Origin of the sequence: Candidatus Competibacter denitrificans Run_A_D11, assembly GCF_001051235.1 — a bacterium.
Lineage (GTDB): Bacteria > Pseudomonadota > Gammaproteobacteria > Competibacterales > Competibacteraceae > Competibacter_A > Competibacter_A denitrificans.
Genome location: NZ_CBTJ020000020.1, coordinates 1 through 26,536 on the forward strand (window position 1 = coordinate 1; position 26,536 = coordinate 26,536).

Sequence of the window (26,536 nt, forward strand, 5' to 3'; positions counted from 1 at the left end):
CACCCGACCCCATCCCGAACTCGACCGTGAAACCGCTCCGCGCCTATGATCGTGCGAGACCTACTCGCGCTAAAGTCGGTCATCGCCAGGCTCTTATTGTTAGACCCCCCTCGGACCACGAGGGGGGTTGCTGTTTTTTAGGATAGGATGCAACCCGCCGTAGCTTGGCTGATGCGTTGTGCTTGTCCATTAGTTGCAAAATTGCTATAAATTCGTAGCTTCACAGATTGGTTGAGTAGTTGGAGATAATCCGATGTCCAGAGTTTGCCAAGTGACGGGTAAGCGTCCGATCACTGGAAATAATGTTTCTCATGCTAACAATAAAACCCGGCGCCGGTTTCTGCCGAATTTGCATATCCATCGGTTTTGGGTTGAAAGCGAACAGCGTTTTGTCAGCTTGCGCGTCTCCTCGCACGGTATGCGTATCATCGATAAGAAAGGGATTGACGCCGTGCTTGTCGATTTGCGCGCCCAAGGCACTAAAGTCTAAGGAGATAGGCTATGCGTGACAAAATTAAGTTGGTTTCGACTGCGGGGACTGGTCACTTCTATACCACCACCAAGAACAAGCGCACGACGCCGGAAAAGCTTGAAATGAAGAAATTCGATCCCGTCGTCCGCAAACATGTCCCCTATAAAGAAGCCAAGATTAAATGATCGCTTCCTCATCTAAATTCACTGGATGAGTAGTGCGTGTTGCAAATAATCCCTGCCAGTCAACTCACTGGACAGGGTTTGCTTTACCCAGCCAGGCTATCAAACAGGCCGCAGCGAGTAACTGCGTAACTCCCGCGCAAAATCTTGCAGCGCCTGAATGCCACTCGCTTCGGCGAGTGCGCACCATTCTTGCAAAGCGACCAGCAGCTTTTCATGGCTGGCGGTCGTGCGGCTCCAGATATTCTGCAATCCTAAGCGAAATTCATAGACAGTCCGCAACGTTTGGCTGATGTTGAGGGCCTTGCGAAGCTGATCGCGTTCGTGCTCGCCCAACCGGGTTTCCTCGCGGATCAGGAGTGCTCGAACTCGCTTGAGTATCTGCCGTCGTGAATCATCGGCCTTGCGCAATTCCTCTTTTAGCACAGGAAGAATAACTTCACGGGCGAACTCAGCCATAACGTGCAAGCGATTCAAAACCACCGCCCGTAAGGTATCGAGGTCGATATTCTGCTTGTCGGGTATCTGCTGGGGAATGGGAGCGGTTTTCTTAATGTGGGCTAGCTTGAAAATCGCCAACAGCCGAATATAAAACCAGCCGATATCGAATTCCCACCATTTGCTTGATAGTTTTGCTGAAGTGGGAAATGCGTGATGGTTGTTATGTAGCTCCTCGCCTCCGATCAGCAAGCCAATTGGCACTAGATTAGTCGAGGCATCACGCGGCTCGTAATTTCGATAACCCCAATAATGACCTAAGCCATTGATAACGCCAGCGGCCCAGAAGGGAATCCAAAACAATTGCACTGCCCAAACCGTCAAGCCGGTAATCCCAAATAATGCAAGATCCAAAAATAACAAAAGGACCACCCCCAGCCGGTCATAGCGGGCGTAAAGGTGCTTTTCCAACCAATCGTTAGGTGTGCCATGTCCATAGCGCTCCAAGGTATCTACATTGGAAGCTTCAAGCTGATACAGTTCTACCCCTTGCCATAGTACTTTGCGAATACCCAAAATCTGTGGGCTGTGTGGGTCTTCTGGCGTTTCGCACTTGCCGTGATGTTTCCGGTGAATGGCGACCCATTGTTTGGTAATCATCCCGGTGGTTAACCATAGCCAGAATCGAAAAAAGTGGCTGATCACCGGATGCAGCTCTAAGGCGCGATGGGCTTGGCTGCGATGGAGGAATATTGTGACCGCCACGATAGTGATGTGGGTCAATACGAGTGTTGCTAACACCAACTCCCAGAAAGATAGGTCCAGTACGCCGTGAGCAATCAGGTTCAATGCAATGTCCTTTGGAGGAAATGAACTGTATGGCTGATTATCAGCATAAAGCCTAATGGGAGCAAATGCTTGTCGCGACAACTATGACTGACGATCTATTAATGCGAGTGGACGGGTTAACCCTATGTTATGGGGATATTCGCGCTGTCAACAAGATCAGCTTCACCCTCGCCAAGGGTCAAATCCTCGGATTTCTCGGCCCCAATGGTGCTGGAAAGTCCACCACCCTACGGTTGCTGTCTGGCGTTTTGGCACCGGATGCTGGCCGAATCGTGATTGCAGATAGCGATTTGCTGGACCAGCCGATCCAGGCTAAACGGGCCATGGGTTACCTGCCTGAGCAACCGCCCCTGTATCGTGAACTGACGGTCGATGAACAATTGCTTTACAGTGCTCGCCTTCACGGTCTCAATGGTGCTGCCAGCCGCGTGGCACTGACGCGGGTCAAGGAACGATGTGGGTTGGTTGAGGTCGGCAAGCGTTTAACCGGCAATCTATCCAAAGGCTATCGGCAGCGTGTAGGTATCGCTCAGGCTATTTTGCACGATCCGCCGATCATCCTGTTAGACGAGCCAACAGTCGGTTTAGACCCTATCCAACTGCGAGACGTGCGTCGGTTGATCCGGGAATTAGGAGAAAGCCGTGGCATCATTTTGTCCACCCACCTATTGACGGAGGTGCAGGCGATGTGTAGCCATGTGCAGATCATGCGTGCTGGAAAGCTGGTTTATGCCGGTGCACTCGCCGATCTTGAAGGGCGTCAGGGGTCTACGTCATTGCGTATCGGTTTGGGTGCGCCGCCACCCTTAGCCAGCTTGGCAGAGATACCGGAGGTTGAGCGGGTGGAAGCATTGGGTACTGGCCGCTTTCGGTTGTATCACCGCTCTGGCGAGACGTTCCATCGTGCGATCGTCGAACGATCCGTAAGGGAGGCTTGGGATCTGTGGGAATTGGTGCCTGAGCGAGATAGTTTGGAACGGATTTTCGTTGAGCTAACGCTGGGCGAGGAGATCGCTCAATGATTTTGCTGATTGCATCCCGCGAATTGCGCCGCTTATGGTTATCTCCAGTGGCCTGGACATTGCTGGCAGTAGCGCAAGGATTGTGTGCCTGGCTGTTTCTGCTGTTAATTGATGATTTTCGGAATTTGCAAGGTCGCTTGGTGGGGCTGGAGAATCCCCCTGGTGTCACTGATTTAGTCGCTGCGCCTTTATTTCGCGTCGCGGTTTGGTGCTTCTTGATGCTAACGCCCCTGCTTACGATGAACCTGATTAGCGAAGAAAGGCGTAGCCGCACTTTGGATCTGCTGTTGTCCTCGCCCGTCTCAGTAGCCGCCATCGTTTTGGGGAAATACCTGGGAGTGCTGGTGTTTTTGCTAGGTGCGACCGCGTTGATTGCCTTAATGCCGCTGACGCTGGGGACTGGAACGACGCTTGATGTGGGCAAGCTGCTGGCCGGTTGGTTGGGCTTAGCGTTGTTGGTTGCCGGATTTGCCGCTGCGGGTCTGTATATATCGACATTAACTAGCCAACCCATGGTAGCGGCCGTCGCTACGTTGGGGCTATTGCTGTTTCTCTGCGTGATTGATCTACGAACCGTTGGTGGGGAAGCGGCGGGCAGTTTGCTCGGTTATCTCTCTCTGTTGGGCCATCACGATGCTTTGCTACGCGGGTTATTCGACAGCGCGGATGTCGTGTATTACCTGCTGTTTAGCGTGACCTTTCTGGGGTTGGCGATTCAGCGCTTGGACAATGAGCGATTGGGCCATTGACCGATGCGTCTAGATCCTTCGGTGCGCCGGCGGCTAAAGTTGCAGCAATGGCTCTTTCTATTGTTGTTCGGTTTAGTGGTTGGGCTATTGGCGTGGCTCAGCAACCGGTACGTCATTCGCGCTGACTGGACCAGCGGTGGGCGCAACACTTTATCAGCGCCTAGTCAAGCCCTGCTGACGCGCTTGTCGGAGTCGGTGCATATCACCGCCTATGCTCGCGATAATCCGACACTGCGCGATGCGATTCAGCGATTGATTGAGCGGTATCGGCGGATAAAGCCGGATTTGACGTTGAGCTTTGTTAATCCCGATTTGCTGCCGGATCGGGCACGGGCGCTCGGTGTGACCCTGGATGGTGAGTTGTATGTGGAATATCGCGGTCGCGCGGAAAAAGTTCATCAATTGACCGAACAGACACTGACAGCGGCGTTGCAGCGCTTGCATCTTGAGCAGGATCGCACGCTGTTCTTTCTGACAGGGCATGGAGAACGCAATCCGCTTGGTGTGGCTAATTACGACTTGGGTACTTTCAGCCAGGAGTTGGAGAAAATCGGTATACGGGTGCGTTCGGTCACTTTAGCGGAAGATTCACCAGTGCTTGCAGAGAGCGCTGTGTTGGTGATCACCGGACCCCAGCAGTCGTTGTCACTCGCCGAGGCCCAGCGGGTTGCCAATCATGTAGCTCAGGGTGGTAATCTGCTGTGGCTGTTGGAACCCGGTGGCCTGGCCGGTTTGGAATCACTGGCGGCCCTGCTGGGAATCACCATCCTGCCTGGTGTGGTGGTTGACTCTGATACCTCGCGCCTTGGGATCAAAAATCCCGCGTTCATTCCCGTGGTGGATTATGGGCCGCACCCCATCACCCAATCCTTACGGGTTCCCACGCTCTTGCCTCAAGCAGTGGCGCTCAAGATCGCTCCGAGTTCTGGCTGGAGTTCGGCGGTGCTGCTAGAGAGCCAAGCCAGCGCATGGACAGAGACAGGCCCTACCGATGGTGTAGTGCATCTTGATCCCGATAGCGCCGAACACGCTGGGCCGCTAGAGGTGGCTGTGGCATTGTCCCGACCGCGGCCGATGATAGCCAACAGCAGTAGCAGAGACACTGGCAAGTTGCCGCAGCAACGGCTGGCTATCGTGGGCGATGGTGATTTTTTATCGAATACCTATCTAGGCAATGGCGCCAATCTAGAGTTGGGGCTTAATCTCATGAATTGGCTGACGTTAGAAGATGTACCGCTGATCATCCCTCCCAAGGCTGCTTCTGATGCGAATTTGGATTTATCTGATAAAGAACTCGCGATGATCGCTGCCATTTTCTTATTGGGCGTACCCGTCGGTTTATTAACTACGGGTTGGTTGGTCTGGTTTCACCGGCGGCGGCGCTAAGTATGAGCGCATTGGCATGGCGGCAATGGTTGAATATCGGGCTGCTGGGTTTAGCTGGCGGGTTGCTATTGATGGTGCTACTCGATTCCGGTCCTCAGTTGCCGCCAGAGGTTTCAGCGCTGCTGAATTTGACGCCGACCCAAATCAACCGGATCGTGGCAGTTCGTTTGAACCAGGAGCCGTTGGTATTCGAGCGGCGGGCCGATGGTTGGTGGATGATCGCGCGAATGGCTGGATTAGCCAATCCGGTTTTGCTTGATCCAATCTTGCGCCTTCCCGGTGCGCGTTGCCCATTATCTTATTCGGCCGATGGCATAGATTTGGCGGCGTTACAGCTTGACCCTCCCCAATTACGCCTGTGGTTAGAGGATCGGGAGATCCGTTTCGGTACCACCGCCCCAACCGATGGGCAACGCTATCTGCAAATTGGTCGGGTCGTTTACCTCTGCCCAGATGCTATCTATCCCTTGTTAACCAGTGCGGCCGAGAGTTTTATAGCGCCTTCTATCGAGACTCTCCTGAAGACTGGACGTCAGCGGTAATGCCCGAACTGCCTGAAGTTGAAACGATTCGTGCTGGTATCACTCCGCATGTACTCGGTCAGCGCATTGTCAGGATTGTGGTGCGACAACCTTGCTTGCGTTGGCCGGTGACGAACGAACTGATCACAGCGGGAGTGGGGCAAACGATTCAACGGCTTGACCGGCGTGGTAAGTATCTATTGCTGGGTACCGATACCGGCACCATCATTTTGCATCTTGGGATGTCTGGGCGCTTGCGGATTCTTCCGGCCGATACGCCGCCGACAAAACACGATCATGTCGATTTCATATTAACGGGTGGGCAATGTCTGCGCTTTAATGACAGCCGCCGGTTTGGCGCTGTGCTGTGGACTGTGGAGCCGCCGGAACAGCATTTTTTGCTGCGGACTTTCGGTCCTGAGCCATTCGATGAAGCGTTTTCCGGCCGTTATCTGTATCAGCGGGTACAAGGTCGAATTCCAGCTATCAAGCCTTTCATCATGGATCATCGGGTGGTGGTCGGTGTTGGCAACATTTACGCCAACGAGTCGTTATTTACAGCCAATATCCACCCGCTGCGTTGCGCAGGCCAGCTTAGCCTTGCTGAATGCGAGCGGCTAGTCAGCGCGATCCGGGAGGTTTTACGTGAAGCGATTCGCCAAGGTGGCACAACGCTGCGGGATTTCGTCAATGGCGCGGGTGAGCCGGGTTATTTCCAACAGTCTTTGCAGGTATACGCCCGTCAAGCGCGAGCCTGCTCCGTTTGTGGAGCACCGATCCAGCAGTGCCGGATCGGCCAGCGTGCGACGTATTTTTGCCCGAATTGCCAGCATTAATGGGCTGTGTTGGGTTCTTTTCCTCCAGAGGGAGCCTGCTCAGTTAGCGTATTCATGGGTTTCGGAGATGGCTCTACCGTGGGGGTGACTGCGGGCGTTGCGCTGATTGGCGGTTTGAACGATGGGGCGGGAGGGGCTGTTTCGGCTGCGGCTGGCGTGCTAATCGCTGCTGGGGTCGGTGGTGGCACCGCAGGCGTACTGCCGCGTATTGCGGGTGGTTTGTCCATGCTCGGTGACCTAACGCCAGTTGGGAGATGAGTGCGCGCAGCGGGCGTGGGCCTGGTCTGCCGTTTCTTGATGGTCGGCGTATAAATCATCGCGACGGTTACGGCGTCTTCTGTGCGAAAGCGTTTTATCGCAACCGCTGGCAAGCGGCCTTCCCGGAGCGCTATCAGACCGAGATCCTCTTTAAGGGCGGTCATGCTTAAATCGCGGATTTGCAAAAAACGGCTCACACTGGGTTCATCGTTAGCGTATCCCGCATTCAAGGTCTGGAGGTCGGCTCGGCTGGCTTCATCTAAGCCGTTTTGCCATGCGCTATCGTCGCCCAAAGCCACGCCTATCAACGCCTCTGTAGCACGGTTAATCGCAATCTTCTCGGCATCCGTGCGCAGCTTATCCTGTGACGCCGGATCGGGGTGGGTGCCGATGAGATTGATCGCGTAGCCGACCAACGCCAGTTCGCCGGTTGCGTTGACGACGATCAGCCGATTGCCGGTGGGTGGGATTAAACCGGCCTCAATTTCCGCCTGTACCTGCCGAAGACCATCTTGCAAGGAGATCGCTTCAATGGCGTTGGGAGTAGGCCGGGTCAATCGAGTGGCGGTGTTGGGAGTGGTCACCAAATTCACATAAAAAGCACGACGCTTTTGATCTTCCCGTATTGAGTGAGTGACGAAGCCACGCGCCAAAATCCGCAGGGCTTGCTCATTTTTATCGGCGTCAGTGAATGCCAAATTGATCAAAGCCAAGCGGATGGCATCGTTTTGTTCCAGAGTCGCCGTGATATGTTGCCGGGCTTGGGGGGATAGAGCAACCAAGCAACCGGCCAAGCGCGCATATGCATCGGTAAAAGCCTGAAAACGGGCGTCTTGGCGGGTGCGGCGCAGCGCGACTTGATTATCAGAGGCTGGATATTGGGCGGTTCCAGTGGCTACCCAGCCAAAGCCCGCATTAAAACGGATCATCCGACAACCGGGAACGGCTTGTGCGACGGCGGCAGCAATGGCCGCTGGTGCTGTCGCCGCCCGTATCGCAGGGCCTTGTCCCAACTCATCCCGGATCGGCCGGGTGCGACCAAGATCAGGTGATGCGGGGCGCGCTGTGGCTGAAGGACTCTGTAGGGGTACAGGAAACTCTTCGTTGACAGTTTTGGCGGCTGGTACCGCTGAGGCCCAGAGCAGAGCGCTAGCCGCAAGCCAAAGACGAGTTGAGCAAAACATAGCGGTATCCTCCAACAAGCCCGATAAGAAATCAGGCGAACGATTACTCCTCGGTGGGACGGCCCAGCCGCGCTAACCGATCTTTGGTACGGCGTAATTGCTCGATTGCCTGTGTCAATTCGCCATTGAATGTGCTCTGTTTCGAATTACTTTGCAATTCGGTTAGGTTGCGTCGGGTTGTTTCCAACTCGGCGGTGACCAGAGCCAGCTCATCCGTGGTTTTTTTCAAGCGTGCGGCGACAATTTGCGCGATGAAGCGATAGATCAGTGAATAACAAGCGTCCCGCTCGGTCGCCGGCAGTGTTTCGAAAGATTCCGGATTTAATTCCAAACACCACGTCGGCTCGACGGCGACCACGGAGGCGGTACGGATCTCGTTACCCAACGCCGAAAGCTCACCAAAGAGATCCCCAGCCCGACACAGGCTTGCGATCTGGTTTTGATTCTTGACGACCCGCACTTTGCCACCCAGCAGAACGTAGAATTGGCCGCCGATGGCACCTTCGGGGATAATGATTTCATCAGGGTTGTAAGCGAGGATACGACTGACGCTCAAGATATTTTTAAGCTGCTGATCCTGGAAGGCATTTAAAAACGGGATTTTTCTGAGCCGGTCAACCAGTTCCGGCAAAGCCGGATCGCTTTGATAGATACGCATAATAAGTGCTCCCAAGAGATCAGAACAGTTTAAGGGTATTAGCTGGAATTCAGCAGTCATCCATGGCGTCGATTTTCCTCAATGCCATGGCATGGGATCGTGGTTTCCAGATTGCTTAAGTCAGCAGCGTAACTTGCATTATAGTGTTTTTTAGGATGCTAATGTATAAAAAATGTTAATATTTTGCGATTTTTGAATCAATTTGGCTATGTGCATGACTACATCCATGGCCCACCATGCGGGATCAGCACGGTTGGGGTAAGATTAAGTGAGGCAATGTTGCCTCGGATTTCCGTGTTCCAGCACCATGCATAAAATTTTGTGCCGTTTATCTCCCCTTTTCGCCATAGCCCTGCTCGTGGGATGCGCCGCCACTACAACGCCGGTGCGCGATGACTCAGATCCTCTGGAAAGCTATAACCGTACCGTGTTTACGTTCAATGACGCGGTGGATAAGGCAGTATTGAGGCCAGTGGCTCGCGCTTATCAGACTGTCTTGCCGGCAGTTGTGATTGCCAGCATTACCAACTTCTTTAGCAACCTCAACGATGTGGTCGTTTTGACCAACGATTTGCTGCAAGTTAAATTCCATCAAGCCGCGATGGACAGTAGTCGGATTGTTTTCAATACCACGTTTGGTGTGCTCGGCCTGTTTGACGTTGCCAGCCGCATGGAGTTGCCGAAACACGCCGAAGATTTCGGCCAGACACTGGGCGTTTGGGGGGTCGGTGAAGGCTATTATGTCGTGTTGCCTTTGTTGGGGCCGAGTACGGTGCGGGATACGTTTGGGCTGGTGGGCGATAGTTTTGTCAATCCGTTGAGTTGGGGCATTGAGTCCGACCCGGCACGATGGAGTTTGCGGGGATTGGATATCATCAATCAACGAGCTGGCTTGTTGCGAGTGGAACGCGCATTGGCTGAGGCCGAGATCGACCCTTACACATTCCGACGTAGCGCCTATTTGCAGCAGCGGCGCAACTTGGTGTATGACGGCAATCCACCCGCAGAAAAACCCGATTTCGATGCTGGACCTGATAAAGCCACGCCATGACCCCTGCTCGTGTGACGTTGGCGGTGTTCGATGCGTTATCGCAGGCGGAAATCGTGCGTGGGCGGTTGCTGGTGGAAGAGGTTCCTTGCGTGATGGTAGATCGCTCGCTCTTGCCGCTAGGGATCGTCGCGGGCGGGATTGAGCTTCAGGTGGCCGAGGCGGATTTGAGGCGCGCGCGTGCCGTGCTGGCTGCGGACTACTCCGGGGAGCTTGAATAATAGGATTATGAAGTTGAAGCGGCGGGCGCTGTTAACCGGCCTGCTACGCGCAACCGCCAAGCTGCCTTTGCCGCTGGCCCATGCGGTTGGGGCCGGGTTTGGCTGGTTGCTGTGGCGAATTCCCGGTAATCCTGTGCGAACCATCGCCGAACGCAATCTAGCGCTATGTTTTCCTGAAGTGCCATGCCATGAGCGCGATGCCCTATTGTGCTGGAATTTACAGGAGACCGGCAAATTGCTGTGCGAACTGGGGCCGCTCTGGCTTTGGTCTGGCGAACGAGTTCTAAAGTTGGTGCGTGATTCGGTAGCTGGCGAGGCGATGCTAGCCGAGGCTGTCCGCCAAAAAACCGGAGCGATTCTACTGACCCCTCATCTTGGATCATGGGAGATGGCCGGGCTTTATTATTCGAGCCGCCATCCGCTGACCATTCTCTACCGTCCCAGTCGGCTGGGTCTTGACGCTATGAGCCGCCAGGGGCGCGGGCGGCTTGGCGGTAAGGTGGTAGCGACCGACCCCAGCGGGGTACGTGCTCTGTTGGCGGCCCTGCGCGATGGTGAGGTGTTGGGTATCCTGCCCGATCAAGACCCTGGCCCGGAGGGGGGCGTATTCGCGCCATTCTTTGGCATCCCAGCCAGCACGATGACCCTGGTATCGCGCCTGGCCTTAAAAACGAAAGTTCCCGTGTTTTTAACCTGGGCTGAACGCTTGCCGCGCGGCCAAGGATTCAGGCTGCATTTGCGGGCTTTACCGGAGGTGACCGCCGCGCGGTCGCTCGAACAATCGGCCGCTGCACTGAACGGGGGGGTAGAAGCGGCGGTTCGCTCGTTGCCGGCGCAGTATTTATGGGCCTATAAGCGCTTCAAAACACGTCCACCGAACGCGCCGGAGTTACTGTACTGAAGTGCAAGGCTGTTGACCAACCTGCAATTGTGTGAAGGAGAACCGAAATGGCTGTTCGATTCCCAGTATCCCGTCTCTGCGTACTGATCGCCGCGCTCGGTGTATGCGTGGTACAAGCCGCTGAGCCGGTCATCGTGATCAGCACCGGCAAGAGTGGCGGTGGTTACTACACGGTGGGTGATCGTTTGAAGAGTGTCCTGGCCGAGCAGGATCAACCGGCTGAAGTGCGTACCAGTGCGGGATCGCTCGAAAACCTCACTCAACTGGATGATCCCCAAAGTCCGGTTAGTGTCGGCCTCACCCAAGCAGATGCGCTAAAGCGCTACCTAAAAGATCATCCGGCTTTCGCTGACAAATTCATCGCCTTGGGTGAAATCGGCAAGGAATGTGTGTTCATTGTGACCGGTAAAGACAGTGATATTCATACAGACAGCGACTTGCAGAAATCCCAGGGCAAGTTGATCGCGGTGCAATCCGCCAACAGTGGGGTGGCGGTTACCTGGGAGTACATGACGATATTGGAACCGGGCTTCAAAAATACCGCCCCCGCTTTTGTCGATGGGGCAGAGGCGCTGTTACAGATCAAGAGTGGCGGTAAGACTAGCCAGATTCAAGCAGCGATGGTCGTACAAAAACCTATGGCAAAGTCCACCGAAATGCGGGTGGTCTTGGAAAACCCTAAAGATTTCCGGCTCGTGCCAGTGAAAGATTGGGATTTGAACGACAAGCTACCTGATGGCAGCGCGGTCTACACTTTCGAAAACGTCACCGTGGCCGAAAAGAAATGGGGCTTCGATACTTCGGTCGATACCATCTGCACGCGAGGCTTGATGCTGGCCAATAAGAATAAATTAAGCGCTGATCAACGAACACGGCTGTCGAAGGTGATGCTCTTAGCTGCCAGTCGCGTGGTGGGGGATGCCCCCAAGTAAGCGCCTGAGTACCGACATGTGCTAGTAATTTTTTAAGAAAATTCAAGTTGATAAGTTTTGTTAGATTGGATATTGCTATCGTTTGATTCCCAATCCCATGAGGAAACCGCCATGCTGGAGATTCACGCCCAATGGGATGATGAGGCCCACGTCTGGTACGCCACCAGTGAAGATATCCCTGGCTTATGCGTTCAGGCAGATACTTTCGAGGAACTGGTTGATATTGCAACCGCCTTAACCCCTGAACTACTTGAAGCTAATCAGGTCGCTACCGCCGATACCATTCCGCTGCATATCACAGCAGAACGGGTCATCACGGCAAAGGCCGCTTAATAATGGCGTTGCTTTATGCCGATTTGGTAAAGCACCTGAAAGCCAATGGTTGCTGGCTCATTCGCTCAGGGAAGGGTAACCATGAAATTTGGTATAGCGCCATCAATGGGCGAACCTTTACGGTTCCCCAATCCTTGGCTGCTATCCCTTTGGCTAATGCGATATTGAAACAGGCTGGTTTACCAAAAGCATTTTGACCCGATGTTTGGCGGTGATAACCCAGCGATGAGGCTAATACTGCCTACCCACATTCAACACCGTATTTGGGTAAATATTGGGTAAACCAGAGATTACTTGTTTCTAGGTCATTGTTTTTAATGGCGCTCCCTAGGGGTTTCGAACCCCTGTTCCCGCCGTGAGAGGGCGGTGTCCTGGGCCACTAGACGAAGGGAGCGGAAATCGGAGGCGGGTGGCGCTTATCGGAGGGAAAATAGTATTATACGCTCCCTCCCGCATCGTACAAGAGTTTGCAAACGCTCCTTGGAAGCTAGCCCCATTTCTCAACCCACCATGATCCCGCGACCGCAGCACAACATCTCGCGGGCCAACATTAGTGCCAACGCACTCAAAGTTCTGTATCGGTTGCGCGAAGGTGGATTTCGGGCCTGCCTGGTCGGCGGGGGTGTCCGGGATCTGCTGTTGGGTCGCGAGCCTAAGGATTTCGATATTGCGACCGATGCCCGCCCCGAACAAGTCTACAAGCTATTTCGCAACTGTCGCTTGATCGGGCGACGCTTTCGGCTCGCGCACGTTCAGTTTGGCCAGGAAATCGTCGAAGTCGCCACGTTTCGCGGTCGTGGCGAGGAGGACGAGAATGGGGATGGCCCCAGTGTCGAGCGCACAGCGAGCGGCCGTATCCTCAGCGACAACGTATACGGCAACATCGAGGAAGATGCGTGGCGGCGTGATTTCACTGTCAACGCGCTGTATTACGATATCGATAATTTCGTCGTCATTGATTACGTTGGCGGTATGGCTGACCTCAAAGCCGGCTTGATTCGGCTGATCGGTGATCCGACTCAGCGTTATCAGGAAGATCCCGTCCGCATGCTGCGGGCGGTGCGGTTTGCCGCCAAGCTTGGTTTCCGCTTTGACCTGGTTACCGAAGCGCCCTTACATCGTTTAGGTCATTTGCTTGACCAAATTCCAGCCGCGCGGCTATTTGATGAGGTTCTCAAGCTGTTTTTGACCGGCAGCGCGCTCCAGACCTTCGAATTGCTGCGGCATTACCGCTTGTTCGGCTGCCTGTTTCCAGCCACCGAGCGCTGTTTGAGCCATCAACAGCAACATTATCCAAAAACTCTGCTGGTAAGAGCGCTGGCGAGTACCGATCAACGGTTAGCAGAAGATAAACCAGTTAATCCGGCGTTTTTATTCGCCGCCTTGCTGTGGGAACCGCTGCGAGAGCGTATGAAACAACTCGGTGCCGGCGATTTAAGCGATATCGAGGCGATGCAAGCTGCAGCAGATGCCGTCATTCAAGCCCAACTGCATCGCACGGCGTTACCGCGCCGCCACAGTTTGCCGATGCGGGAAATTTGGGAAATGCAGCAGCGCCTGACGACGATCACTGGCAAGCGTCCACTGCGCTTATTGGGCCATCCTCGCTTTCGCGCCGGCTACGATTTTCTCATTCTGCGAGGTGAAACCGACGAGGAGGCAGCCGCGTTGGCCGATTGGTGGACCCGGTTTTTAGCCCTTGACGAAGCGGGTCGCGCTCAAGCGCTCCAACCGAGTAAAGCCAGCCCTCATAAAGCGAAATCCCGTCGGCGGCGTAAGCCGCGCTCGGCACGCAAAGCGCCAAAAAGCACTCCCCTGCAACCTGAAATTTAAGTTCTGGAGTCAGCCCCATGCAACCCGCACGGGCTTACATCGGCATCGGTAGTAATTTAGGTGATCCAATCTACCAGGTACGCCAAGCCTTTAGTCGGCTAGGCGATATGCTCAGCAGTTGTTGTGTCGCCCGCTCAGCGCTCTATCGGAGTGCACCGGTTGGTGGGCCGCCTGATCAGCCTGATTACATCAACGCCGTTGCTGCCCTGGATACCGGCCTGACACCAGGGCAGTTACTCGCGGTCTTGCAAGCGTTCGAACTGGCGCAAGGGCGTTGTCGCACCGTGCGTTGGGGGCCACGTACCTTGGATCTGGATCTATTGCTGTACGATCAGCTTGTCACGGATGAGCCGCGCCTGACGCTACCGCATCCGCGCCTCCATGAACGGGCTTTCGTGTTGTATCCCCTCTACGATATCGCGCCCGACCTGATCATTCCTGGTCAAGGTTCTTTACGCGAACTTCGTGCAAATTGTCCGCAACACGGTCTAATTCGACTGGACAGCGACGATTAACCGGCTACGATAGCCGCGCAGCCCGACCTGCTCCAAAACCATCGATAATCCCGCCGCCGGGTCAGATCAAGCTGGCCCGTTGCGGCCCGCACGCCGAGCACGCCATGTACCAGGAACAACCAGCACGTAAGCCAATCACGATCACGACCTTGGCCAAAATGAAACGTGACCGGGAAAAATTCGCGGTTTTGACGGCCTATGACGCCAGTTTTGCAGCGCTGCTTGATGGGGCAGGTGTCGAGGTGATTTTGGTCGGCGATTCCTTGGGAATGGTGATCCAAGGCCAGCGTACCACGGTACCGGTGACGATGGACGAGATGGTTTATCACACCCGCAATGTGGCGCGTGGCAGTGGATTAGCGTTGCTGATGGCTGATATGCCTTTCGCCAGCTACGCAACGGTTGAGCAAGGGGTGCGTAACGCAGCGCGACTGATGCAGGAGGGCGGCGCGCACATGGTCAAACTGGAAGGCGGCGCGGTGCTGGCTGAAACGGTGCGCCAGCTCAGCCGAAACGGGATTCCGGTTTGTGCGCATCTTGGCTTGTTACCGCAATCGGTCCACAAATTAGGCGGCTATAAGGTTCAGGGCCGTGAGGCTGCGGCTGCTGATCACATGATTAATGAGGCGCTCACGCTACAAGAAGCTGGGGCCGACATCGCCCTGGTGGAATGTATTCCGGCGGAGCTGGCCGCTCGCTTGACTGAAGCCTTGGCTATCCCTCTGATCGGCATTGGTGCCGGTCCGAGCTGTGATGCTCAGGTGCTGGTCAGCTATGACATGCTGGGTATTACTTTTGGGCGCCGGCCGCGCTTTTCGAAAAATTTCATGACTGGTCACGACAGCCTGCAAGCGGCGGTGGCGGCGTATGTTGCAGCCGTCAAAAACGGTACGTTCCCAGGCCCGGAACATTGCCTAGCCTAACGGTTGATGAGGACCACTATGCAGACTGTCCATACGATTGCTGAATTACGTACCCATGTTTCTGGTTGGCGGCGAGCCGGGGAGCGGGTTGCTTTAGTGCCAACCATGGGTAACTTGCATCGGGGCCATATTCATCTGGTCGAGCGCGCCCGCGCGCAAGCGCCGCGTACTGTCGCCAGCATCTTCGTCAACCCAACCCAGTTTGGGCCTAAAGAGGATTTTGCTGGTTATCCGCGCACGCTGGCGGAAGATTCCCGTCAATTGGAAGCGGCAGGCTTGGATTTACTGTTTGCCCCCTCTGTTGCCGAAATGTATCCGCGACCGCTGGAAACAATGACCCAGGTGAGTGTTCCGGAGCTGTCGGGCATTTTGTGTGGTGCCAGCCGACCCATTCATTTTCGTGGGGTCGCTACGGTAGTGAGCAAGCTCTTTAACATGGCGCAACCGGATATTGCCCTGTTTGGTGAGAAGGATTGGCAGCAGTTGATGGTGATTCGCCGCCTGGTGGCCGATCTCGATTTCCCCATCGAAATCATCGGCGTCCCGACTGTGCGGGAAATTGATGGACTGGCGATGAGTTCGCGCAACGGTTATCTAACGCCGGCTGAGCGGGCTATCGCTCCGGCACTGTATGCAACTCTGCTGGCCAGTGCCGAGCAGCTACGGGCGGGCGGGCGTGATTATGAGCAGGTCGCGGCGGATGCCAATGCACGCTTGGCAGACGCTGGGTTCCGGCCGGACTACTTTGCCATCCGTCGTGCTGATGATTTGCAGCCGCCGGGTGAGGATGATCGGGATTTGCGGATTCTGGCGGCGGCTTGGCTGGGGCGGGCGCGCCTGATTGATAATATAGCGGTGGGATAATCCCAGAGGAGGTTGCTCATAGCCGTAGTGGGAGCGGCTGATTTCTGGGAAGTCGGACAAAAAAAGGCTTGCAGAAATGCAAGCCTTGATATTGGTGCCGGAAAGAGGAATCGAACCTCCGACCTACTAATTACGAATCAGTTGCTCTACCGACTGAGCTATTCCGGCGAAATTTATGAGGTCGGTAAATCTAATCAGTTTAAGTTTGAAATTCAAGTAAAAGTAAAGAGTATTGCTTGACTCAAGACCCGTCCTTTTGATCATCAGGGCTATCTTCAGTTTGGCATTTTAGCGATAGCGTGAGGTAATCGCCCAATAACGCTTGTAAGTCGGTGTGAAAATGCCGCGCAGTGGCTGGTGTGAGGCGGTGCCGAGCATTGAGCAAAGCCCCATAGTACAAACCCGCCAGCAATGGGCGATAGCGGAGCGCTGCGGGTTGGGCCAAGTCGCGCAAGCGTTGGATCAGCGGATGCTCGGCATTTAGAAAAAAGGTCAACGGTTGCCGACGCAGGCGGTCGCGCACCTCTCCGGCCAATTCGGTCAAACCCTCCAGCAGAAACGGCTTTTCCAGTGCCTGCCCCAGATCATCGAAAGCTGAAATGCGCTGACCGGCCAGCAGCACCGCGCTCAATTCAGCAGGTTGGAATCGACGGACACGGGTTTCTACCGCAATATCTTGCGCGGCCAATGCCCGATCTACCGCCCGTTCCAAGGCGGAATAAGCCTCTTGCTCCTCGCGCTCCAGGGCTTCATAAAAGCTCTGATCCTCCAGGCGATCCAGAACCTTCAGTTCAATCTCGGCCGGATAGGCGTCGGCATAACGGCGCAATAGGATTTCGTCAAACGAGCGTCCAGCGTTGATTGCGAGCAGGCCACGGGCGCGGCACAGCACATAGAATTGGTTGGCATCCGCTTCGTGGGTGAAAAAATACAAGGATTTCTTGCCATTTGCCCCTGTCGGTTGTCGGGCCAAGAAATCCGGTAGGGTTAAATTGCCCTGATGAGTTTCGAACGGTAGATAGGCCAAGATCGCTGCGCCAAATTGCGGGTGGCGCGCTGCCATGCCTTTGATGGCATCGTGATGCCAGTCACAAACTTGCAAAAACCGTGGCCGATCATGGGTGGCAAGGTCGAGCAGGGCGTTGATGATGGCTTCGCCTAAAGCCTCGCGTAACGCGCTATAAACGCCGTCTCGCAACACGTTGTCGCGGGCGGCGGTCGGTTGCAACGTAGGGCAATCTACCAGGCCCCGCACGAAACCAGCCCATTCGGGCAGCAGCTCGCGGTCGTTCGCGCGGATACACATACGGGTCTGGAAGAGATCTAACGTTCCACCGGAGCGCATCCCAGGGCCATAGCGGGCTGGAATGTACAAAGCGCCTAATGCGCGTGGCTGTGGTAGATCAAGCGGGATCACCAGCAAAGGCGAGTCGGCGTAGCGCTCGCTGAGAAAGTGGCGCAGCCGTGACTCTCGTTCGGCAAGATTTTCCCAGTCCGGCTCATGCCAGGGTGCTGTGACGGCATTGATTGGGCCAAAGCCGTTCAGCAGGATGGGAAAGGGTAGAAAATCCGCATGGCGGCGCACGATCTGGCGGATCAAGTGGCCGTTGAGGAAAGCGGCGTGCTCAGCCGCCAATACGACCACGACCTGAGTACCCATCGGTTGCCCGTTCGCCGGTAAGGGATCTAGTTGGTAATCCTCATCACCATGATTGGTCCACCGCCACGCCTGCGCCGCGCCCGACTTGCGGGTATACACCTCGATTCTCTCTGCGACCACGAACGCCGACAACAGCCCGATACCGAACTGGCCGATGGTGGCGACTGCTACGTCGCGGGCGGCCAACTGGCGAGCGCGATTACCGGTGCCGGTGCTGCCGATAACACTGAGAAATTCCTCAATATCCGAGCGATCCATGCCGGTGCCGTTGTCGCTAAAACTCAGCGTGCGGGCGCGTTCATCCACCTCAATTCGGATGACACCGGCCGGTTCCCCGGCCTGAACTCGGCGCAACTGAATACTGTCGTGCGCATTCTGCAAAAGCTCGCGGATGAAGGCATCCGGTTCCGGGTACAAGCTTTTGGCCAGCAAGCGGACCAACCCTTGAAAATTCGTGCGCATTTTAGGCATCGGCAACCTATCTCCCGGACGGTCGGGTGATGCTGAGATGAAGAGATGGAGAAAACGTGTAGATTGTGAGCGCGTACATCCTTTTTGGGAAATCACCTAAACTGTCAGAGTCCCGCTCGTGCTCGCGGATTTTGCCAAGAGGAACTTTGATGTCCGTCCCCGTTTTTTCGCGCGCTTGTCCCGCCGATGGCCGACTGCTGACCAATGGCCGTTATACGACCTTGTTGACCGCTGCTGGCACCGGCTATTCCGCATGGGGCCAGTTGGCTGTGAGTCGCTGGAACGCCGATCCGACTGAAGATGGCGACGGGTTTTTTATCTATTTGCGCGATTTGGAGAATGGCGCGTTCTGGTCGCTGGGCCAACTTCCCGTGCCAAGGATAGCGGATAGTCAACATGCCCAATTCGGGCCTGGGTTGATTGAGTTAACCCGGCGGGATGGGGATATCGCTACTCGGCTGGATGTGTGTGTTGCCAGAGAAAATGATATCGAATTGCGTCGGGTGACATTGCGTAATGACAGTGAACGCCCACGCCGCATTGAGTTGACCAGCTATATTGAAGTGGTGCTGAATGATCCAGCAGCCGACGCAGCGCATCCAGCGTTTTCCAAGCTCTTCGTCCAGACTGAACGGGTCGCCGGTTCGAATGTGTTGTTGGCGCGGCGCCGGCCTCGCGCAGCAACCGAACCACCGTGTTGGTTAGTCCATGCGCTGGTTGGCGCGAGCCAGATCAATCAGCCCAGCCAATATGAAACCGACCGCGCACGATTTATTGGGCGGGGCTATACGTTGGCGGCGCCACGCGCATTGGTCGATACCGAGCCGTTGTCTGAAACCATCGGCAATGTGCTTGATCCGATTGTGAGTTGGCGCCAGGTGGTCGAACTGGCGCCAGGTGCAGAGGCGCAACTGACGTTTTTGCTGGGAGCGGGCATAGATCGGCCAACCGCTGTGGCGCTTGCGGAACGTTATGCCGCCACTGCGCTTATTGAGGCCGAATTCCAGGCAGCCAGGGGCGATCAGCCTCTCGCCGATCTATCCTCCGCAGCGTTAGATCCACCCCACGCCGAAGCCTTCTCACCGCCAAATCTCCAGCAACGTGATCCGAAAGCTAGCGCTACGGCAATTCTCTCTGAATCTGACTCTGAATCTGAAGACGAACTACTGCAATTCTGGAACGGTCACGGCGGTTTCAGTGCTGACGGTCGTGAGTATGTAATCCGAATTCGTCCAGATGCGGGCGGGCGGCCGCAATTGCCACCGCAACCGTGGACTAACGTCATCGCTAACCCGAATTTTGGGTTCCTCGCCAGCGAAACCGGTGCCGGCTATACCTGGAGCCAAAACAGTCGTGAGAACCGCTTAACACCGTGGTACAACGATCCGGTACTCGATCCGCATGGTGAAGCGTTGTACTTGCGTGATGAGGATAGCGGCACTTTTTGGTCGTTACAGCCCGGACCATGCCCGCAACCGGTGCCTTATGAGGCCCGCCATGGCTTTGGCTACAGCTGCTACCGCCATACCAGCCAGGGTTTGGAGCAAGAGGTGTGCGTCTTCGTGCCGCGCGAAGATCCCGTTAAGCTGGCACTGATTCGCTTGCGTAATCTAGGCGATACCCCGCGCTGCTTGTCGCTGTTTGCCTATTGGCGGTTGGTGTTAGGTGTTCTGCCGACCGATTACATGAATGAGTTACGGGTGCTGCGTGATCCGGCGAGCGGTGCTCTGTTCGCCGAGAATCGCAACCGGGAATTTACCGGGCGTATTGCCTTTGCTGCGGTTTCGCAGAGCGATAAACCGGTCTATATGACCGGTGATCGCGCTACATTTTTAGGAACTCACGGCGATCCGGCGCGGCCGTTGGCACTGGCTCAAGGCCCAACCTTGACCGAGCGGCTTGGCTCTGGGATTGACCCATGTTTTGCGCTGCAAACGGTCATCGAGTTGGAACCCGGCGCTACGGTGGAGCGGGTGCTCCTGCTGGGTGAAGCGGACGATGCAGACCAGGCCCGGCGCTTGATCGACCGCTACCACCGGGTTAACGCGGCAACGCGAGCGTTGGGGGAAGTGCAAACCTTCTGGCGCCATTGGTTAGGCGGTGTCCAGATTCAGACGCCAACGCCGGCGCTGGATGTGATGGTCAACGGTTGGTTGGCTTATCAAACCTTGGCCTGTCGTCTTTGGGGCCGGTCGGCTTTTTACCAGTCGGGTGGGGCTTACGGTTTCCGTGACCAACTGCAAGATGCCGCCGCGCTGCTCTATCACGATCCTGGCTTGACCCGCCAACAACTGTTGCTCCATGCCGCTCATCAGTTTCAAGAAGGTGATGTGATGCATTGGTGGCATCCGCCGACAGGGTGTGGCATCCGCACCCGTTTCAGCGATGACTTGTTATGGTTGCCCTGGCTCGCTGCGTTTTATGCTCGCGCCACTGGCGATTGGGGCCTATTTGGCAAATCGGCACCGTTTCTTAAGGCGCGTCTGCTGGAACCCGGTGAGGATGAAGCCTTCCTGGTGCCGGAAGATTCCGGCGAGAGCGGGAGTTTATACGAGCACTGTTGCCGAGCACTGGATCGCTCCCTGACCCAGGGCATTCACGGCTTGCCGCTGATGGGGAGCGGTGATTGGAATGACGGCATGAACCGGGTGGGACGCCAAGGCCGCGGTGAGAGTGTTTGGATGGGATTTTTTCTGTACACCATTCTCGGCGATTTCATTCCGGTGTGCGGCCAGCGCGGTGATTTCAGTCGTGCCCGCCGTTATGCGGGATTCCGCAGTCATCTGGCCACTGCGCTGAACGAGCACGGCTGGGATGGGGAGTGGTACCGGCGGGCTTGGTACGATGATGGCGCGGTATTGGGATCGGCTGCCAGTGATGAATGCCAGATTGATGCGCTAGCGCAAGCCTGGGCGGTTATCTCCAAAGCGGCGCCGTGCGAGCGGGCGGCATCAGCCCTGGATGCGGTTGAGCGTTATCTTGTGGCCGAACAAGAGGGTCTGATCCGGTTATTGACGCCTCCGTTCGAGCGAACTCCGCACGACCCTGGCTACATCAAAGGGTATGTGGCCGGTGTGCGGGAAAATGGTGGCCAATACACCCATGCCGCCTTGTGGGTCGTGCGAGCGCTGGCCGAGATGGGTCGGCGGGATCGGGCGCTGTGCTTATTGGAAATGTTAAGCCCGATCAGCCGGACTCGGAGGCCGGAGCAAGTGGCGACCTATCGGGTGGAGCCGTTCGTGGTCGTTGCGGATATCTATGGTGTAGCACCGCATATTGGGCGTGGTGGTTGGACGTGGTACACCGGTTCGGCAGGTTGGATGCTGCGGGTTGCACTCGAATCGATTTTGGGTCTGGAACCGCACGAAGGCGATCATATCCGGTTGCAACCCCGGATTCCCGATAGTTGGCCTGGCTTCCGGTTACAGTACCGGCTGCTGGATGGTGAAACGCTGTACGATGTGGATGTCCATAACCCCGATGGAGCCGCAAAACGGGTTGTGGCCGTGACGATTGATGGACGGCCTGGGCTGGTCGAACAAGGCGCTGCCCGCATTCCGTGGCTGCGGGATGGTAACACCCATCCGGTCGTCGTCACCTTGGGCGGTGCGGTCGATGAACCGACCGAGCTGGCTATTACCCAACCGTGATAGATCATCATAAATTGCTGAGGAGAACGTGCATGAGTGCCAAGCGAATTTTGATGTTGGTCGGCGATTACGTGGAAGATTACGAAGTGATGGTGCCGTTTCAGGCCCTGCAAATGGTGGGGCATACCGTCGATGCGGTCTGCCCGGATAAACGGGCCGGTGAGCAGGTGCGCACTGCAATCCATGATTTCGACGGTGCTCAGACCTACAGCGAGAAGCCTGGCCATAACTTTACCCTCAATGCCACCTTAGCCGAGATCAGGGCCGACACTTACGATGCTCTGGTGATTCCCGGCGGCCGGGCGCCCGAATATATCCGTTTGAATAAGCAGATCATCGAGATCGTTCGTCATTTCGCCGATGCCAAAAAACCCATCGCGGCCGTTTGTCATGGTGCCCAGGTGTTAGCGGCTGCCGATGTTCTGAAGGGGCGTTCTTGTTCGGCCTATCCGGCGGTTGGGCCGGATGTAGAGCGAGCCGGTGGCTGTTATGCCGACATCGGCATGGATCAGGTCCATGTGGATGGCAATCTGGTCACGGCGCCAGCCTGGCCGGCTCATCCCGCTTGGTTAAAAGCGTTTCTTGATGTGCTAGGCACCAGGATTGAGCTTTAAGGAAAGGACGCAGTTCAATAAACCACTGGGCAGATTGAAGGGCGCGCTCACGAGTTTTGATGCCCAGACATCAGGCACGCCAGGGTATTCAGCAAATGAAAAAGGCCGCGATGGGATCGCGGCCTTTTTGTTATGGGTTAAGGGAGGTTCAGGGCAGAGAGTTTTCACCCTCGCTCAGCCAGGTATTTAACCGGTAAGTTCCCTGTGCCACATCCGAATCCGCCCAGTTATCCTTGAAGGCAATCGCTTTCAAGGTCACCTTGACATTAGCGATTTGCGCACTCAACGGGACAGATTGCCCACTGACCAGCGGAATCCCGGAAGTGGGCGTCGGTGTGCTGCCATCCGTGGTGTAGCGGATCGAGGCGCCTGATGTTGTCGTACTGATCTTCACCATCACGTTGCCTGGGAAGGTGCCACCCGCTGGGTCCAAAACGGGGGTCGCCACCGTCGATAGCGGTCCCACGAACTGGCCGAATCCCCAAGGCCCCAAGCCAGTCGGTATCGTAGCGATGATCGTCTGGCTTTGGCCATCCACCACTGAAACGGTGTTGTCGTCGGTGTTGGCGACATAAATCCGCTTGCTGTCGGCACTGACTGCAACTCCGTAAGGTTTCTTGCCGACCGGTATGATACCCACCACAACATGGTTGGCAGTCGTGTCGATGACGAACAGACGGTTACCGGCGCCGTCGCTGACATACAGCCGGTTTCCATCCGGGCTGACAGCGATGCCGCGCGGTACCAACGGTTGCGGCGCGCCGCCGAACTCATCCAGGTTGATGATGCCGATGACCCGATTGAACACCGTGTCTACGACTGAGACAGTCCGGTCTCCCGAATTGGCCACATACACCAGCGCACCGTCAGGATGCACAGCCACACCTTCGGGCGCCCAGCCCACCGCGACCGAACCCACCTGGATCTTCAAGTCGGCATCGAAAATGGACAACGAGCCGACACACTGATCAGGATTGACGTTGACCGGAGACCGCCCCACCAGCGCATCACATTGATCGACATAGGGATTGGTCTGATCATCCGAGAAGGAGTTGACCGTGCGATTGGTGACGTAAACCAGCGGGCGCAGCGGGTTAGGATGGACCGCTACACCGCGTGGATAGGAGTTTGCGGTCAGGTTGGGAACGCTGAGATCAATGAAGGGCTGGTTGGTGCCGGTATCGATGACCGAAAGGCTGAAGCTGCCTTCATTGGCCACAAACACCCGCTCACCTGTCGGATTGATGGCAACACCCAGCGGCGCTACACCCACTGGAATGAGCGCGGCCACCTTACGTTCAATCAGGTCAATGACTGAGACTGTACCAGCGCTGCCACCGAACTGTGACCGATTGGTGATATAGAGCTTGGTTCCATCCGGGTGAATCGCAACGCCGCTGGGACCGCTTCGGCTTGATCCCGTCGGTAAGTTATCGGCGATCTGATTGGTATCTGGATCAAGAATGGAAACCGTATTGCCGATATGGTTGGTGATATAGGCCGGCCCACTGAAGAGACCATACGCATAGGGGCCGAAGGAGATAGCCAGGTTGACGCGGCTGTTGATCGGTACGGTCGTGTTCGGGGCCACGCTTTGGCGTGTGACCTGTCCGGCCGGAATCGTCGTGCTACGCTGGTTGGAGACGAGGCCGACTTTTAGGTTGGCTTCGATCAGCTTAGCAGTCGCCGCCGCCAGTGTCAGCTTAGTCACATCAGGGACTTGGGTTTGCGGGCGAGCGGCCGGATCATCGGGAATTGGCCCCAACGACACGATCAAGTTAACCAACCAGCCTACCGGCACTGGGGCTGTCATCAGCGGATTTTGGCTGATGATGCGGCCTTCCGGGACAGTGTTGCTGGTCTGGCGCGATACGAAGCCTACCGTCAAACCCGCACTGTTGAGCACGATAGTGGCATCGGCCAACGTCAAGCCAATCACGCGCGGCGTGACGACCGGCGGTTGTGAGCCAGAAGAGACAATCAGATTGATGGTGGTGTTGTAGCCAACCAACGTGCCAGCGGCAGGGACTTGGGCGGCCACCTTACCAGCCGGAATGGTTGGGTCGGTACGAACCGTGGTGGAGCCAATCGTCGATAAGCAGGTAGCGAACACGATCTGCCGAGCGTCTTCAACGGTCTGGTTGACGATATCGGGTACGGTGCATTGTTGAGCTTGGGTAGCGCCCGATGAGGCCACCAAATCCACACTTGCGCCCGCATTCACTTGGGTGCCGGCAGCGGGGATGGTCTTGATCACATTGTTGAGCGGTACAGATGGGTCCGGCTGAGTCAGCGTGTTGCCTACAGTAAGCCCTGCGCTTTGCAGAATCGAGCGCGCAGCTTCCGCCGGCAGGCCGGTTACGTCTGGAACCTTGACCACACCGGCCGGACCCAGAGAGACCGTGACGGTCACTGCGGTACCAACACCCACCTTAACGCCAGCCGCAGGACTTTGATCAATGATAGTACCAGCAGGAACCTTGGCATCAAATTTTTGAATGGTCGCCCCAAAACTTAACCCAAGCTTGTGAAGGGTAGCGGCGGCGATGGCCTTGCTCAATCCGATGACGTTAGGAACCTCAATATCACCAGGGGTGACCTTGGGAGTCTCCGGTGCGGCAGGGCCAGCGGAGATGGTCAGATTGATGGTGGAGCCGGGGGCAACCTGGGAGCCACCAGCAGGGTTTTGGCCGATGACGGTTCCGGCTGGTACTGTGCTACTGGCGGCTAGAGTAACGCTCCCCACTACAAGACCAACACCCGTGAGGGTGGTTTTCGCGCCAGTTAGGCTCTGGCCAGTCACGTTGGGTACAGTAGTCGGCTTGGGACCCGTGGAGATTACGAGATTGACCGGGGTTCCGGGAGCGACGGCAGCGTTTGCCGGTGGATTTTGGCTGATCACTTGACCAGCGGGTACAGTAGCGCTGAATTCCTGGGTTACCGTACCCACGGTGAGGGTAGCGCGAACCAAAGTATCAGCGGCAGTGCCTTGAGGTTGGCCAACGACATTGGGCACAGTAACAGGTGGACCTGAAGAGACCCAAAGATTCACCGACGTACTGGCCTCAACCGGGCTATTCGGGGCCGGGCTTTGGCTGATGACCTGACCAGCCGGGACGGTTGTGCTGGCTTGTTGGGTGACTGTGCCTACTGTTAGGCAGGTGGCTGGAGTCGTAGCACTGGTGCAGGTACCCTGGATGGTGAGCGCAGCCCCTGCCTGGCTTAAGCCAATGACATTTGGGACATTGACCAGTGTTGATCCGGTTGCAACCACGAGAGCGACGGCGGCACCTGGATTGGCAGTCGCGCCCGCAGCGGGATTTTGGCTAAGCACAGTGCCAGCAGGCACTGTTGTATTGTTCTGGGTAGTCACAGCGCCCAACGTCAAACCGGCGGCGGTAATCGCGGCGGTGGCGGCGCTTTGGGGTTGGCCTACAACATTGGGGACGGTAACTGGATTGATTGCTATCGAGAGATTGACTGGGCTACCAGCAGTTACGCAGATGCCTTGTACCGGTGACTGGCTGATAACTATCCCGTTGGCTGCTACGTTACTAGGCGTAACAACTTGGGTAATAGTACCGATAGTTAGGCCAGCACCCAAAATTGTAGTAACCGCACCGCTCTGCACAGAGCCAAGTACGTTTGGTACGGTTGTTTCACCTGGGCCAGGCGTGGGTACAGGATCAGAGCAGGCACCGAATGATTGACTTATCGGGGCAAGCAGTCCGAGGAGGAACAGCAGGAACGGCATGGACAGAAAGTTGATTTTTGATCTCATAAGAAAGGATTCCCCACTTTAAGACATTACAGCACCGGTACACCCGCTGTGTCCGGAAGGCGCAGCTTGGTCAACCTGCGTCATCCCCCCTGTTAACGGCAAAAGTATAGCACTATTGTTTTGAAACTTTTTTAGAACAAAGTGGGTGTCCGTGGCAATTTTTTTGGTTGGATAACCTGAAAATTGACGGGCTGATTGATTAATCGTTACGGACGCCCCCCAGATTTTGTTTGCA

24 protein-coding genes and 2 tRNA genes are annotated in these 26,536 nt (G+C 56.0%); 19 read left to right on the forward strand and 7 right to left on the reverse strand.

Annotated elements, in window-relative coordinates:
• The first annotated feature begins 253 nt into the window (after positions 1-253).
• On the forward strand, positions 254-490 hold the full coding sequence (gene rpmB / locus BN873_RS02160; protein WP_048670335.1) for a 50S ribosomal protein L28: 237 nt from the start codon (positions 254-256) through the stop codon (positions 488-490).
• Positions 491-501: 11 nt separating this feature from the next.
• Positions 502-657 (forward strand): 50S ribosomal protein L33, encoded by a 156-nt coding sequence (gene rpmG, locus BN873_RS02165; protein ID WP_048670336.1) that lies wholly within the window; start codon positions 502-504, stop codon positions 655-657.
• Positions 658-756: 99 nt separating this feature from the next.
• On the opposite strand, the gene BN873_RS02170 is transcribed toward rpmG, so the two are convergent.
• Positions 757-1,932 carry a DesA family fatty acid desaturase gene (locus BN873_RS02170; RefSeq protein WP_048670685.1) on the reverse strand — a complete coding sequence of 392 codons (1,176 nt, stop codon included), beginning with the start codon at positions 1,930-1,932 and terminating at the stop codon, positions 757-759.
• Between the two features lie 92 nt (positions 1,933-2,024).
• Here BN873_RS02170 and BN873_RS02175 point away from each other — a divergent pair, with 92 nt between their 5' ends.
• The 5 genes from BN873_RS02175 to mutM are packed head-to-tail and all read left to right on the forward strand — an operon-like array spanning position 2,025 to position 6,455.
• Positions 2,025-2,963 (forward strand): ABC transporter ATP-binding protein, encoded by a 939-nt coding sequence (locus tag BN873_RS02175; RefSeq protein WP_048670337.1) that lies wholly within the window; start codon positions 2,025-2,027, stop codon positions 2,961-2,963.
• Positions 2,960-3,712 carry an ABC transporter permease gene (locus BN873_RS02180; protein ID WP_048670338.1) on the forward strand — a complete coding sequence of 251 codons (753 nt, stop codon included), beginning with the start codon at positions 2,960-2,962 and terminating at the stop codon, positions 3,710-3,712. The genes BN873_RS02175 and BN873_RS02180 overlap by 4 nt, the downstream gene beginning before the upstream one ends.
• 3 nt (positions 3,713-3,715) lie before the next feature.
• Complete coding sequence (locus tag BN873_RS02185) at positions 3,716-5,098, forward strand: GldG family protein (protein ID WP_048670339.1); 1,383 nt, start codon at positions 3,716-3,718, stop codon at positions 5,096-5,098.
• Positions 5,099-5,100: 2 nt separating this feature from the next.
• Positions 5,101-5,640 carry a hypothetical protein gene (locus tag BN873_RS02190; RefSeq protein WP_048670340.1) on the forward strand — a complete coding sequence of 180 codons (540 nt, stop codon included), beginning with the start codon at positions 5,101-5,103 and terminating at the stop codon, positions 5,638-5,640.
• The gene (gene mutM, locus BN873_RS02195) at positions 5,640-6,455 is read left to right on the forward strand and encodes a bifunctional DNA-formamidopyrimidine glycosylase/DNA-(apurinic or apyrimidinic site) lyase (protein WP_048670341.1); all 816 of its coding nucleotides are present in this window, start codon (positions 5,640-5,642) and stop codon (positions 6,453-6,455) included. Before BN873_RS02190 ends, mutM begins: the two co-directional genes overlap by 1 nt.
• Here the strand turns inward: mutM and BN873_RS02200 are convergent.
• Positions 6,452-7,897, reverse strand: a complete 1,446-nt coding sequence (locus BN873_RS02200) for a hypothetical protein (protein WP_048670342.1) — start codon at positions 7,895-7,897, stop codon at positions 6,452-6,454. The two genes, mutM and BN873_RS02200, sit on opposite strands and share 4 nt — an antisense overlap.
• Before the next feature lie 43 nt (positions 7,898-7,940).
• Positions 7,941-8,555 carry a cyclic nucleotide-binding domain-containing protein gene (locus BN873_RS02205; RefSeq protein ID WP_048670343.1) on the reverse strand — a complete coding sequence of 205 codons (615 nt, stop codon included), beginning with the start codon at positions 8,553-8,555 and terminating at the stop codon, positions 7,941-7,943.
• A 307-nt stretch (positions 8,556-8,862) separates the two neighbouring features.
• Here BN873_RS02205 and BN873_RS02210 point away from each other — a divergent pair, with 307 nt between their 5' ends.
• From BN873_RS02210 to BN873_RS02235, 6 genes are all read left to right on the forward strand, one after another.
• The gene (locus BN873_RS02210; protein ID WP_048670344.1) at positions 8,863-9,606 is read left to right on the forward strand and encodes an MlaA family lipoprotein; all 744 of its coding nucleotides are present in this window, start codon (positions 8,863-8,865) and stop codon (positions 9,604-9,606) included.
• Complete coding sequence (locus tag BN873_RS02215; protein ID WP_048670345.1) at positions 9,603-9,824, forward strand: putative signal transducing protein; 222 nt, start codon at positions 9,603-9,605, stop codon at positions 9,822-9,824. Before BN873_RS02210 ends, BN873_RS02215 begins: the two co-directional genes overlap by 4 nt.
• 7 nt (positions 9,825-9,831) lie before the next feature.
• The gene (locus BN873_RS02220; protein ID WP_048670346.1) at positions 9,832-10,725 is read left to right on the forward strand and encodes a lysophospholipid acyltransferase family protein; all 894 of its coding nucleotides are present in this window, start codon (positions 9,832-9,834) and stop codon (positions 10,723-10,725) included.
• Positions 10,726-10,772: 47 nt separating this feature from the next.
• Positions 10,773-11,657: a TAXI family TRAP transporter solute-binding subunit gene (locus BN873_RS02225; RefSeq protein ID WP_048670347.1), complete on the forward strand. Its 885-nt coding sequence runs from the start codon at positions 10,773-10,775 to the stop codon at positions 11,655-11,657.
• A gap of 111 nt (positions 11,658-11,768) precedes the next feature.
• Positions 11,769-11,990, forward strand: coding sequence for a DUF1902 domain-containing protein (locus BN873_RS02230; protein WP_071243980.1), 222 nt, complete (start codon positions 11,769-11,771; stop codon positions 11,988-11,990).
• A gap of 2 nt (positions 11,991-11,992) precedes the next feature.
• Complete coding sequence (locus tag BN873_RS02235) at positions 11,993-12,187, forward strand: type II toxin-antitoxin system HicA family toxin (RefSeq protein ID WP_048670349.1); 195 nt, start codon at positions 11,993-11,995, stop codon at positions 12,185-12,187.
• A gap of 121 nt (positions 12,188-12,308) precedes the next feature.
• On the opposite strand, the gene BN873_RS02240 is transcribed toward BN873_RS02235, so the two are convergent.
• Positions 12,309-12,384: transfer RNA gene (locus BN873_RS02240), tRNA-Glu, on the reverse strand.
• Positions 12,385-12,500: 116 nt separating this feature from the next.
• Between BN873_RS02240 and pcnB the strand changes: the two genes are divergently transcribed.
• The 4 genes from pcnB to panC all read left to right on the forward strand — a co-directional run bounded on the left by pcnB (position 12,501) and on the right by panC (position 16,125).
• A complete protein-coding gene (gene pcnB, locus BN873_RS02245) occupies positions 12,501-13,823 on the forward strand; it encodes a polynucleotide adenylyltransferase PcnB (RefSeq protein ID WP_048670350.1) in 1,323 nt (440 codons plus the stop codon).
• A 17-nt stretch (positions 13,824-13,840) separates the two neighbouring features.
• Positions 13,841-14,338, forward strand: a complete 498-nt coding sequence (gene folK / locus BN873_RS02250; RefSeq protein ID WP_048670351.1) for a 2-amino-4-hydroxy-6-hydroxymethyldihydropteridine diphosphokinase — start codon at positions 13,841-13,843, stop codon at positions 14,336-14,338.
• A gap of 104 nt (positions 14,339-14,442) precedes the next feature.
• Positions 14,443-15,261: a 3-methyl-2-oxobutanoate hydroxymethyltransferase gene (gene panB, locus BN873_RS02255; RefSeq protein ID WP_048670352.1), complete on the forward strand. Its 819-nt coding sequence runs from the start codon at positions 14,443-14,445 to the stop codon at positions 15,259-15,261.
• Positions 15,262-15,279: 18 nt separating this feature from the next.
• The gene (gene panC / locus BN873_RS02260) at positions 15,280-16,125 is read left to right on the forward strand and encodes a pantoate--beta-alanine ligase (RefSeq protein WP_048670353.1); all 846 of its coding nucleotides are present in this window, start codon (positions 15,280-15,282) and stop codon (positions 16,123-16,125) included.
• Positions 16,126-16,217: 92 nt separating this feature from the next.
• Here the strand turns inward: panC and BN873_RS02265 are convergent.
• Positions 16,218-16,293 (reverse strand) — tRNA-Thr (locus tag BN873_RS02265).
• Between the two features lie 73 nt (positions 16,294-16,366).
• On the reverse strand, positions 16,367-18,256 hold the full coding sequence (locus BN873_RS02270) for an ATP-binding protein (RefSeq protein ID WP_048670354.1): 1,890 nt from the start codon (positions 18,254-18,256) through the stop codon (positions 16,367-16,369).
• Positions 18,257-18,405: 149 nt separating this feature from the next.
• On the opposite strand from BN873_RS02270, the gene BN873_RS02275 reads away from it, so the two are divergent.
• A complete protein-coding gene (locus tag BN873_RS02275; protein ID WP_071243964.1) occupies positions 18,406-21,906 on the forward strand; it encodes a GH36-type glycosyl hydrolase domain-containing protein in 3,501 nt (1,166 codons plus the stop codon).
• A gap of 32 nt (positions 21,907-21,938) precedes the next feature.
• Entirely contained in the window at positions 21,939-22,520 is a 582-nt protein-coding gene (locus BN873_RS02280) for a DJ-1/PfpI family protein (protein WP_048670355.1), read from the forward strand.
• Between the two features lie 148 nt (positions 22,521-22,668).
• Here the strand turns inward: BN873_RS02280 and BN873_RS02285 are convergent, their stop codons facing one another.
• Positions 22,669-26,124 (reverse strand): PASTA domain-containing protein, encoded by a 3,456-nt coding sequence (locus BN873_RS02285; protein WP_242434354.1) that lies wholly within the window; start codon positions 26,122-26,124, stop codon positions 22,669-22,671.
• Positions 26,125-26,536 lie beyond the last annotated feature (412 nt).

Excerpts from the sequence above, each read along its gene's own strand:
- BN873_RS02185 (WP_048670339.1), top strand. The coding sequence starts at position 3,716 with ATGCGTCTAGATCCTTCGGTGCGCCGGCGGCTAAAGTTGCAGCAATGG.
- BN873_RS02210 (WP_048670344.1), top strand. The coding sequence starts at position 8,863 with ATGCATAAAATTTTGTGCCGTTTATCTCCCCTTTTCGCCATAGCCCTG.
- BN873_RS02205 (WP_048670343.1), bottom strand. The coding sequence starts at position 8,555 with ATGCGTATCTATCAAAGCGATCCGGCTTTGCCGGAACTGGTTGACCGG.
- BN873_RS02230 (WP_071243980.1), top strand. The coding sequence starts at position 11,769 with ATGCTGGAGATTCACGCCCAATGGGATGATGAGGCCCACGTCTGGTAC.
- BN873_RS02200 (WP_048670342.1), bottom strand. The coding sequence starts at position 7,897 with ATGTTTTGCTCAACTCGTCTTTGGCTTGCGGCTAGCGCTCTGCTCTGG.
- folK (WP_048670351.1), top strand. The coding sequence starts at position 13,841 with ATGCAACCCGCACGGGCTTACATCGGCATCGGTAGTAATTTAGGTGAT.
- BN873_RS02235 (WP_048670349.1), top strand. The coding sequence starts at position 11,993 with ATGGCGTTGCTTTATGCCGATTTGGTAAAGCACCTGAAAGCCAATGGT.
- BN873_RS02270 (WP_048670354.1), bottom strand. The coding sequence starts at position 18,256 with ATGCCTAAAATGCGCACGAATTTTCAAGGGTTGGTCCGCTTGCTGGCC.
- BN873_RS02190 (WP_048670340.1), top strand. The coding sequence starts at position 5,101 with ATGAGCGCATTGGCATGGCGGCAATGGTTGAATATCGGGCTGCTGGGT.
- BN873_RS02225 (WP_048670347.1), top strand. The coding sequence starts at position 10,773 with ATGGCTGTTCGATTCCCAGTATCCCGTCTCTGCGTACTGATCGCCGCG.
- rpmG (WP_048670336.1), top strand. The coding sequence starts at position 502 with ATGCGTGACAAAATTAAGTTGGTTTCGACTGCGGGGACTGGTCACTTC.
- panB (WP_048670352.1), top strand. The coding sequence starts at position 14,443 with ATGTACCAGGAACAACCAGCACGTAAGCCAATCACGATCACGACCTTG.
- panC (WP_048670353.1), top strand. The coding sequence starts at position 15,280 with ATGCAGACTGTCCATACGATTGCTGAATTACGTACCCATGTTTCTGGT.
- BN873_RS02280 (WP_048670355.1), top strand. The coding sequence starts at position 21,939 with ATGAGTGCCAAGCGAATTTTGATGTTGGTCGGCGATTACGTGGAAGAT.
- BN873_RS02220 (WP_048670346.1), top strand. The coding sequence starts at position 9,832 with ATGAAGTTGAAGCGGCGGGCGCTGTTAACCGGCCTGCTACGCGCAACC.
- pcnB (WP_048670350.1), top strand. The coding sequence starts at position 12,501 with ATGATCCCGCGACCGCAGCACAACATCTCGCGGGCCAACATTAGTGCC.
- BN873_RS02215 (WP_048670345.1), top strand. The coding sequence starts at position 9,603 with ATGACCCCTGCTCGTGTGACGTTGGCGGTGTTCGATGCGTTATCGCAG.
- rpmB (WP_048670335.1), top strand. The coding sequence starts at position 254 with ATGTCCAGAGTTTGCCAAGTGACGGGTAAGCGTCCGATCACTGGAAAT.
- BN873_RS02275 (WP_071243964.1), top strand. The coding sequence starts at position 18,406 with ATGTCCGTCCCCGTTTTTTCGCGCGCTTGTCCCGCCGATGGCCGACTG.
- mutM (WP_048670341.1), top strand. The coding sequence starts at position 5,640 with ATGCCCGAACTGCCTGAAGTTGAAACGATTCGTGCTGGTATCACTCCG.
- BN873_RS02180 (WP_048670338.1), top strand. The coding sequence starts at position 2,960 with ATGATTTTGCTGATTGCATCCCGCGAATTGCGCCGCTTATGGTTATCT.
- BN873_RS02175 (WP_048670337.1), top strand. The coding sequence starts at position 2,025 with ATGACTGACGATCTATTAATGCGAGTGGACGGGTTAACCCTATGTTAT.